This window comes from Seinonella peptonophila, from assembly GCF_900129355.1.
GTDB classification, from domain to species: domain Bacteria; phylum Bacillota; class Bacilli; order Thermoactinomycetales; family Thermoactinomycetaceae; genus Seinonella; species Seinonella peptonophila.
The window spans coordinates 192,092-199,918 of the sequence record NZ_FQVL01000006.1; the positions used below are offsets into that span (position 1 = coordinate 192,092).

Here is a 7,827-nt window from a genome sequence, read left to right on the forward strand (position 1 = left end):
TCGTCTTCTCTGGCATACTTCGAACAGTTTGCTCGAAGGGAAAATGCCGCTTTACCTGCCATTCCGCTAAATTTCGCCCGAAAATGGTGCGTTGCCGATCACCTCTTCATTCGCTCTTTATGTCTGCCAACAAGCGTAATCGGCTTGTGATCGTGGTTTACGGCTGGGGCTCGTTCGTTGTTTGATGTTGTAACTTCACTTGTACTTTCACATCAGTCGAATCTAACGACAAAAGAGAAGAGGGTACAGTAACTTTAGTTGCCAGCATTTGGTCACTAGTCAGCTTACTTAAATCTAACGGAAGGCTCAGTTGAGTCATGAGATCAAGCTCTTCTTTACGACCAAACAGACGGAGACGACTTGGTGTAACTTGGATGGAAGAGACTAAATAAGGTGGGGCAGGAGATTGTTCAATGACAGGTTGAATCGGCACCTCTTTTTCCACCCATCCAGCGGGGATAGTAACAGAGGTTGTTTGATCTATTAATGTAGCATGTTGGATCGCATCATGATTTCCTGTCAGTTGTAAAGGTATTTCTTTGGTCAATGGTGACTGCCATTGATCCAATTGCAGACGTGCACGAACAAAAGGTATTTGCCGTAATTTTGTCTGAGCTCCTCGTAAAAATGCTGTTTTCGGTTCCCAAGTCGGTGCTGCTTTTTGTAATTGTGATTTTGCTTTGCCCGCCAACTCAAGCTGAATGGGCTTTTCTACTTCTACTTTTTTATCCACAAAGACACGAATACGCTTGGGCTTCGCTTCAAAATGAACACCAGCCGGAAGCCCTTCCACTTGTACCGAAGCAAATTGATAATAGCCCATTCTTAGATGACGCAAATCGATAAACGCCCGATAAGTAGGAGGCAATCGCCGCAGTGTTTGTTCAGGGCCAGAAAGAACAAGGTTTACTTTGCTATCACCTTGTTCTAATAACTCCTGCCGATCTTGGTCTATCCGTGACTGTAATTGTACACCACCAATTTCGACCATATCCTGTGGGTTGGCGAATGGAGGAAAGGAATGATCGCCAACCATTAACCAGATGAAAATCCCTAAAAGTAGCGCGATAATCCGCAAAACCAAGTTATTTTCATACCAACGATTCATTCTCCCCCCTCCCCTTCATGAATTTTGGGCTGTCGCCATGTTACAAACTTCCTTCTTTCACGTGGTCTTAGTCCATTATATAGCTGTTGTAATAATGAATCTTCACTAAGGTCTCGCTGTAACTTACCATGCTGTGCAAGGGAGATTGCACCGGTCTCCTCAGATACGATGACAACTAATGCATCTGAATGCTCCGATAGTCCAATACCTGCCCGATGCCGCGTACCTAATTCTTTGCTGATCAGTCGATTTTCCGATAAAGGCAAGTAGCAACCGGCAGCCATAATTAAGTCTTCACGAACAACCACGGCTCCATCATGTAGAGGTCCGCTTGTAATAAATAGTTGCTGGAATAGTTCTGAGCTTAGCTTTGACTCTAAACGAACTCCTGTTTCGATATAATCAGATAAGCCAGTTTGACGTTCGATTGCAATTAAAGCGCCTATCTGCTTTTCTGAAAGAATAAGTGCAGCTTTGCTGATTTCGTCAGCAATTCTTCCTGTCTGTTCATCTTTCATCTGTCGATTGAACTGAAAGAAACCACCTCTTCCCAACTGTTCAAGTGCTCGGCGTAGCTCGGGTTGGAAGATCACAATGATTGCGATTAAACCAACAGAAAATAAGTTTTCGATCAGCCAACGCAGTGTCGTTAATTGAAGGAAATAGCTAATGGACCAAGCAATGATGACGACAGAGACCCCTTTTAATAACTGAACACCTCTTGTCCCACGTAGTAAGACCAATAATTGATAAATAATATAGCTCACAATCAAAATATCAATAATATCGCTGATATAGGTTTTAAATCCATCAAATAGTTGCATATGGACCTCCGCCAAAAACATTCTTAGCTTATTATGTACAACTCCATAAAAAATGAGCAATCAAAAAGATTGCTCTTTATGTTAACCAGTATTGCGCAGTCCGGCAGCAATTCCATTAATTGTGATCAACACTTGCTCTAACAGATTTTCTTGATCTGCTTCATCATGTACCTCTGCTCGCCATTCTTTCAACAGCTTCACTTGAATCCAACTTAATGGATCAACATAGGGATTACGTAATCGAATCGATTCTTGAATGACTGGTATATGATCAAGTAATTGTTGTTGTTCTGTGATGGCTAGAACCCATTGTTTAGTCAATTCAAATTCCTTTTTAATTAAATCATAAATCCGTTTTCCATCCTTCTGGTTCTCGACTAATGAAGTATAATGTTCTGCTATCACCATATCTGCTTTGGCTAATGCCATCTGTAAATTATCGATCAAAGAACGGAAGAATGTCCAACCTCGGTACATTTGCCTTAATAAGGCGATCCTTTCTTCTTGTTCCTGCTTCAACCATGTTTCAAAGCCTGTCCCTGCGGCAAACCAAGCAGGGAACAGAAAACGCGATTGCGTCCAGGCAAAGACCCATGGAATTGCACGCAAATCTTCAAAACGTCGGCTATTTTTCCGTCGAGCAGGTCTTGAACCAATTTTCAATTCTCCTACTTCGGGCAGTGGTGTAGCCTCATGGAAGAAATGAAGAAAAGCAGGATCTTCAAAAACAAGCTGTTGATATTTTTTTAAAGAGACATCAGCAATTTGCCTAATCGCTTCAATCCAACTTTGTTTCAATGGATGCGTCTCGCTTGCCAATGCTTTTGAGCTTGCATAAATGAGTGCGGAAGTCGCCTGTTCTAGACTTCTTTCCGCAATCGGTGCTAAAGCATACCTTGAGGACAGCACTTCACCTTGTTCAGTAATTTTAACGCCACCTAATACAGCCTGAAACGGACTCGCTAAAATACTAAAGTGCAGAGGGCCACCGCCTCTTCCTAGCGCACCACCACGTCCATGGAAAAATTTAATCATTAAACCATGTCGTTTTCCAAGCTCCGATAAAGAAAGTTGAGCAGAATAAAGTTCCCAGTTTGCTGAGATCATGCCTCCATCTTTATTACTATCGGAGTAACCCAACATAATCTCCTGAATCGCTAAATCTCTTCGTCTATGAGGAACAAAAGCAGGATGACTCAAGTATGCTTCCATAATCTCATGTGCTCGATGAAGATCATCAATTGTTTCTAAGAGAGGTACAACATGTAAGCCAGACTTCTTTTCTCCACCTCTTACCGTATGTAATCCTACTTCTTTCGCAAAAAGTACGACTTCTAATAGGTCGCTGGTTCCTTGTGTCATGCTAATCAAGTAATTGCGAATCGCAGCTGAGCCAAATTCCTCTTTTGCGCGCTTAATCATACGAAATACTTCTAAACACTCTGTCGTATCAGGCGAATATTCTGTATGTGGTGAAGTAAGCGGTCGTGGATCACTTAGCAACTCTGTTAATAACTTATACTTTTGTTGCTCGCTTAAACTTGCATAATCCTCTTCAATACCTAATGTCCGTAAAATCTCTGACAATGCTCGTTCATGTTCAGCGCTATGTTGCCGTATATCGAGTGTAAAAAGATGAAAACCAAATAACTCAACTTGCCGAATCAAAGTGCTAATCGCTTGGTCGGCAACTGATATCGCTTGATGACCACGTAAACTTTGATCGATTATTTGCAAATCGCGTAGAAATTGATCCACATTCAAATATGATCCCTTTTGATGTTCTCCCTGCCTCGTCCAATAAAGTCGGGCTAACATATAGGTAAGTTTGATCCGATAAACTTCATGCTGATTTCGCCATGCAGTGATCGAGTCAGTCAATTCCACCTCTTCCTGGTCGACAACAATCGAGTCGAGTAACTCCTGTTGAATCTGTACTCTTTCTGAAGAATGACTTAATTGTTTCAACAATTGACGAAGAGATTCCATATATTTTCTAATAATTAAGTTTCGCTGTAATTGTAATGTTGCCCATGATACATTTGCAGTAACACCAGGATTCCCATCACGGTCTCCGCCAATCCAAGAACCAAATCGAAGGAAAGAACGAACATGCCAATTTTTCATCGGGTAATATCGCCTGAGCGCTCGTTCTAATTCCAGATAAATTTTAGGCAATGATTGGAACAATGTTTGATCTACATAATAAAGACCATTTCGAACTTCATCAATCACCGTTGGCTTTCGTTCCCGCAACTCATCACTCTGCCATAAAGTCATCACATCACTAAATAAATCTAAGTGCAAGATCTCTAGTTCATCTGGAGTCAGTTCTGGCTGATCCAGTAGCATTAATTTTTCTGCAATCCGATGGTGAATATCTAGTATCGTACGACGCATCGCCTCAGTCGGATGCGCTGTCATGATTAACTCTAAGGATAAATGACCTAAAATTTCTTCCACTTGCTCTACGGTATAACCTTTTTCTTTCAGACGAGCAATGGCACTCTCGATGGAGTAAGGCTGTTGTTCAATCTGTTGATTTTTACGATATGCACGATGTCTCCGCACACGATGGTTTTGTTCAGCTAAATTGACAAGTTGAAAATAAGTAGCAAAAGCCCGTATTACTCGTTGAGTTGATTCTTTAGGGAGCTGGCTAATCAGATCCGTACAATGGGCAAACAGAGTTGGGTCAGTAACTGTACGTAGCTGCTTCGCCTGTTCACGCAACTGTTCAACATGCTGAAAAATCTCTTCCCCTTCTTGGATTTTTAATACCTTTCCTAAAATCTCACCCAATAATTTTACATCACGTCTTAATGGCTGATCTTTATCTATCGTACTCATTTACAATCTCCCCTCCTTCAAATCAAAGAAATCAATCGTTGTAACGAATATGGATTTTAATGCTTTACACATCAGCATTTTTTTACTGTATCTTAATCATAATGCATTCATAAAAAATCACAAGATTTTCTTCCCTAGAATCGATTCAATTAGTTCTACTGCAACTTTTGCTGTATGATTTGCCTGATCTAATATTGGGTTCACTTCAACAAATTCAGCTGATAACAATTGTTTACTTTCTGCTAACATCTCCATTGCTAACTGGCTTTCTCGATAGGTTGTACCGCCCAAAACAGGCGTTCCCACACCTGGAGCATCTTTCGGGTCTAAACCGTCTAGATCAAAACTCAGATGTATCCCCTTCGTTCCTTGGCTTGCAATCTGAATCGCTTCTTCCATCACTGCCGCCATACCGACTCGATCAATCTCATGCATAGTAAAAACACGAATCCCCAATTCATGGATCCTTGTTTTTTCTGGAGGATCTAGATCTCTAGCACCCACAATCACGGTCCGATCAGGCTTTATTTTTGGTGAAAAGTTACCCATATTGACTAAGTCAGAATGTCCAATTCCCAAGCTAACTGCTAGTGACATACCATGAATATTACCTGAAGGTGAACTTTCTTCTGTATTTAAATCTCCATGAGCATCAAACCAGATTAATCCAACCTCTTGATATTGCCGTGTGACACCTGTCAAAGTTCCAATCGCGATACTATGATCCCCACCTAAAACAAGTGGAAAACTCCCTTGCTGTATCGCTTTGCTCACTTGATCAGCCAACTTTTCGTTTACTTCTTTTACTTGTGGGAGCCACTTTAATTTAGGGTTTTCAATCGTTAAACGCTCAGGGCTTGGGACATATATATCTCCCAAATCTTCCACATAAAAACCCAATTGTTCAATTCGTTGGCGAACTTTTGCATATCGTATCGCACTAGGACCCATATCGACTCCTCGTCGGTTTTGCCCCAAATGCATTGGCACGCCAATAATCGTAACCTTTTTTTGACTCATTGTATTTCACCTGCTTTCATGATTAGTATGATCGATTCAACCATTTTCAAGTCTCTGATTGTAGACAAAGTCATGTGATCTGCTCGTGATCGTGGTTCATGGAAACGCAATTCATATGCATCAAAAAATTGAGTATCAACACCGTTCAAAATAGAACTACGTCAAACAACAAAAATCTTATGTATTAAATATGTTTTTATTAGTTTTATTGCTGTTTTCCTTCCATACATATATACTTAGAATGTCATGACAACACGTTACCTGGAGGGTTCTTTTGCATGAAAATTCGTTATCTATTTGGGCTGATGCTTTCATTACTATTAATAATCAGCGGATGTTCCATGATTACTGACTTAAATAATTCGATTGATTATGTTACCAAAGCTACTGAATACATCAATAAAATGAACTCATATTCTCAAGAAATACCACCACTTTTTGAAAAAGCAGCAACTGACCCTTCTTCACTTAGTCAATTACAAACAAAACTGCAAACCATGAAAACGGATATTCAAAACTTTGATAATCTAAACCCTCCTGATTTCGCCGCCAATATTCACCAAAGTATCAAAGATAAAAACCAGGCAATCTTAGGCTTAATTGATACTTCACTAGCTGATCTGAAAGACGGCAAAGTTACTATTGAAAATATCTCACAGCTTCCGATTTTTAAAACAATCCAAGAGCTAAATGGATTCCTAAATCAGTTACAACAGCTTCAACAATAAAGCAAACTTATCCAACGATCTAAATAGCTAAAGCGCTATGACTAATCAACTGCTTTAGCTATTTTTATTATGGTAGATCTTAAATCATCAAAACGAGCTTACTTTTCAGAAAGTATGAAAAAACCAACACTCTCAACAATAGTCGAGTAATGTTGGTCTTGAATTTTTATTTGATTGGAGCGGAAGACGGGATTCGAACCCGCGACCCTCGCCTTGGCAAGGCGATGCTCTACCCCTGAGCCACTTCCGCACACCGAATAGATGGTGAGCCATGAAGGATTCGAACCTTCGACCCTCTGATTAAAAGTCAGATGCTCTACCAACTGAGCTAATGGCTCATAAAACAAAATGGCTGGGGAGGTAGGGATCGAACCTACGCATCACGGAGTCAAAGTCCGTTGCCTTACCACTTGGCTACTCCCCAAAAAGGAAGAGAATATAAAGTTTGGTGGAGGGAGTAGGATTCGAACCTACGAAGGCAAAGCCAGCGGATTTACAGTCCGCCCCAGTTGGCCACTTTGGTATCCCTCCATAATTATTAGCTACCATATATGATTGTATTCTCTATTCCCTCAAAAATGATACTCATTTGAGATGAAATATATCGTTATTACACGAAACCATCTCAAATTTAGATATGGTGGACGCTGACGGGCTCGAACCGCCGACCCTCTGCTTGTAAGGCAGATGCTCTCCCAGCTGAGCTAAGCGTCCATATGAGTAAGAATCTGTGGAGTAAGAGGTCTGAATTATAACTATCATCTAGTATTCACATCTTGGTGAGCTTGGATAGATGTAGGTTTATGTCGCAGACCTCTGACATCCAACTCAATTGGTGACCCGTAGGGGATTCGAACCCCTGAATGCCAGCGTGAAAGGCTGGTGTGTTGACCGCTTCACCAACGGGCCACATGGAGCTTCCAACCAGGCTCGAACTGGTGACCTCTTCCTTACCATGGAAGCGCTCTACCGACTGAGCTATGGAAGCAATGGCTCCCCAGGTAGGACTCGAACCTACAACCTACCGGTTAACAGCCGGGTGCTCTACCATTGAGCTACTGAGGAATATATGTATTGCCTGGCAACGTCCGACTCTCCCAGGGGCGTGAGCCCCAAGTACCATTGGCGCTGGAGGGCTTAACGATCGTGTTCGGGATGGGAACGAGTGGAACCCCTCCGCCATCATCACCAGACAAAAGAGTGTCACACTCTGAAAATGAGTAGAAAAGAAAGTCATACACCAAAAGAAAATGGTTAGATAAGCCCTCGACCGATTCGTATCTGTCAGCTAAGTGTG

5 protein-coding genes, 8 tRNA genes and 1 rRNA gene are annotated in these 7,827 nt (G+C 41.4%); 1 reads left to right on the plus strand and 13 read right to left on the minus strand.

The window, feature by feature from the left end:
• Window positions 1-157 precede the first annotated feature (157 nt).
• From BUB71_RS11610 to rocF, 4 genes are all read right to left on the minus strand, one after another.
• On the minus strand, window positions 158-1,108 hold the full coding sequence (locus BUB71_RS11610; RefSeq protein WP_073155007.1) for a CdaR family protein: 951 nt from the start codon (window positions 1,106-1,108) through the stop codon (window positions 158-160).
• Entirely contained in the window at window positions 1,105-1,932 is an 828-nt protein-coding gene (gene cdaA / locus BUB71_RS11615) for a diadenylate cyclase CdaA (protein WP_073155008.1), read from the minus strand. The genes BUB71_RS11610 and cdaA overlap by 4 nt, the downstream gene beginning before the upstream one ends.
• 81 nt (window positions 1,933-2,013) lie before the next feature.
• Window positions 2,014-4,782: a phosphoenolpyruvate carboxylase gene (ppc, locus tag BUB71_RS11620; protein ID WP_073155009.1), complete on the minus strand. Its 2,769-nt coding sequence runs from the start codon at window positions 4,780-4,782 to the stop codon at window positions 2,014-2,016.
• 117 nt (window positions 4,783-4,899) lie between these two features.
• Window positions 4,900-5,802, minus strand: a complete 903-nt coding sequence (gene rocF / locus BUB71_RS11625) for an arginase (protein ID WP_073155010.1) — start codon at window positions 5,800-5,802, stop codon at window positions 4,900-4,902.
• A 278-nt stretch (window positions 5,803-6,080) separates the two neighbouring features.
• Here rocF and BUB71_RS11630 point away from each other — a divergent pair, with 278 nt between their 5' ends.
• The gene (locus tag BUB71_RS11630; RefSeq protein ID WP_073155011.1) at window positions 6,081-6,530 is read left to right on the plus strand and encodes a DUF6376 family protein; all 450 of its coding nucleotides are present in this window, start codon (window positions 6,081-6,083) and stop codon (window positions 6,528-6,530) included.
• A gap of 175 nt (window positions 6,531-6,705) precedes the next feature.
• Here the strand turns inward: BUB71_RS11630 and BUB71_RS11635 are convergent.
• The 9 genes from BUB71_RS11635 to rrf form a co-directional block, all read right to left on the minus strand.
• Window positions 6,706-6,780 (minus strand) — tRNA-Gly (locus BUB71_RS11635).
• Window positions 6,781-6,792: 12 nt separating this feature from the next.
• Window positions 6,793-6,868, minus strand: a tRNA-Lys gene (locus BUB71_RS11640).
• Window positions 6,869-6,879: 11 nt separating this feature from the next.
• Window positions 6,880-6,954: transfer RNA gene (locus BUB71_RS11645), tRNA-Gln, on the minus strand.
• A gap of 22 nt (window positions 6,955-6,976) precedes the next feature.
• Window positions 6,977-7,061: transfer RNA gene (locus BUB71_RS11650), tRNA-Tyr, on the minus strand.
• A gap of 107 nt (window positions 7,062-7,168) precedes the next feature.
• A tRNA-Val gene (locus BUB71_RS11655) sits at window positions 7,169-7,244 on the minus strand.
• Between the two features lie 119 nt (window positions 7,245-7,363).
• Window positions 7,364-7,439, minus strand: a tRNA-Glu gene (locus BUB71_RS11660).
• Window positions 7,440-7,442: 3 nt separating this feature from the next.
• Window positions 7,443-7,518 (minus strand) — tRNA-Thr (locus BUB71_RS11665).
• 2 nt (window positions 7,519-7,520) lie between these two features.
• Window positions 7,521-7,595 (minus strand) — tRNA-Asn (locus BUB71_RS11670).
• 11 nt (window positions 7,596-7,606) lie between these two features.
• Window positions 7,607-7,723, minus strand: a 5S ribosomal RNA gene (gene rrf, locus BUB71_RS11675).
• Window positions 7,724-7,827: the final 104 nt, after the last annotated feature.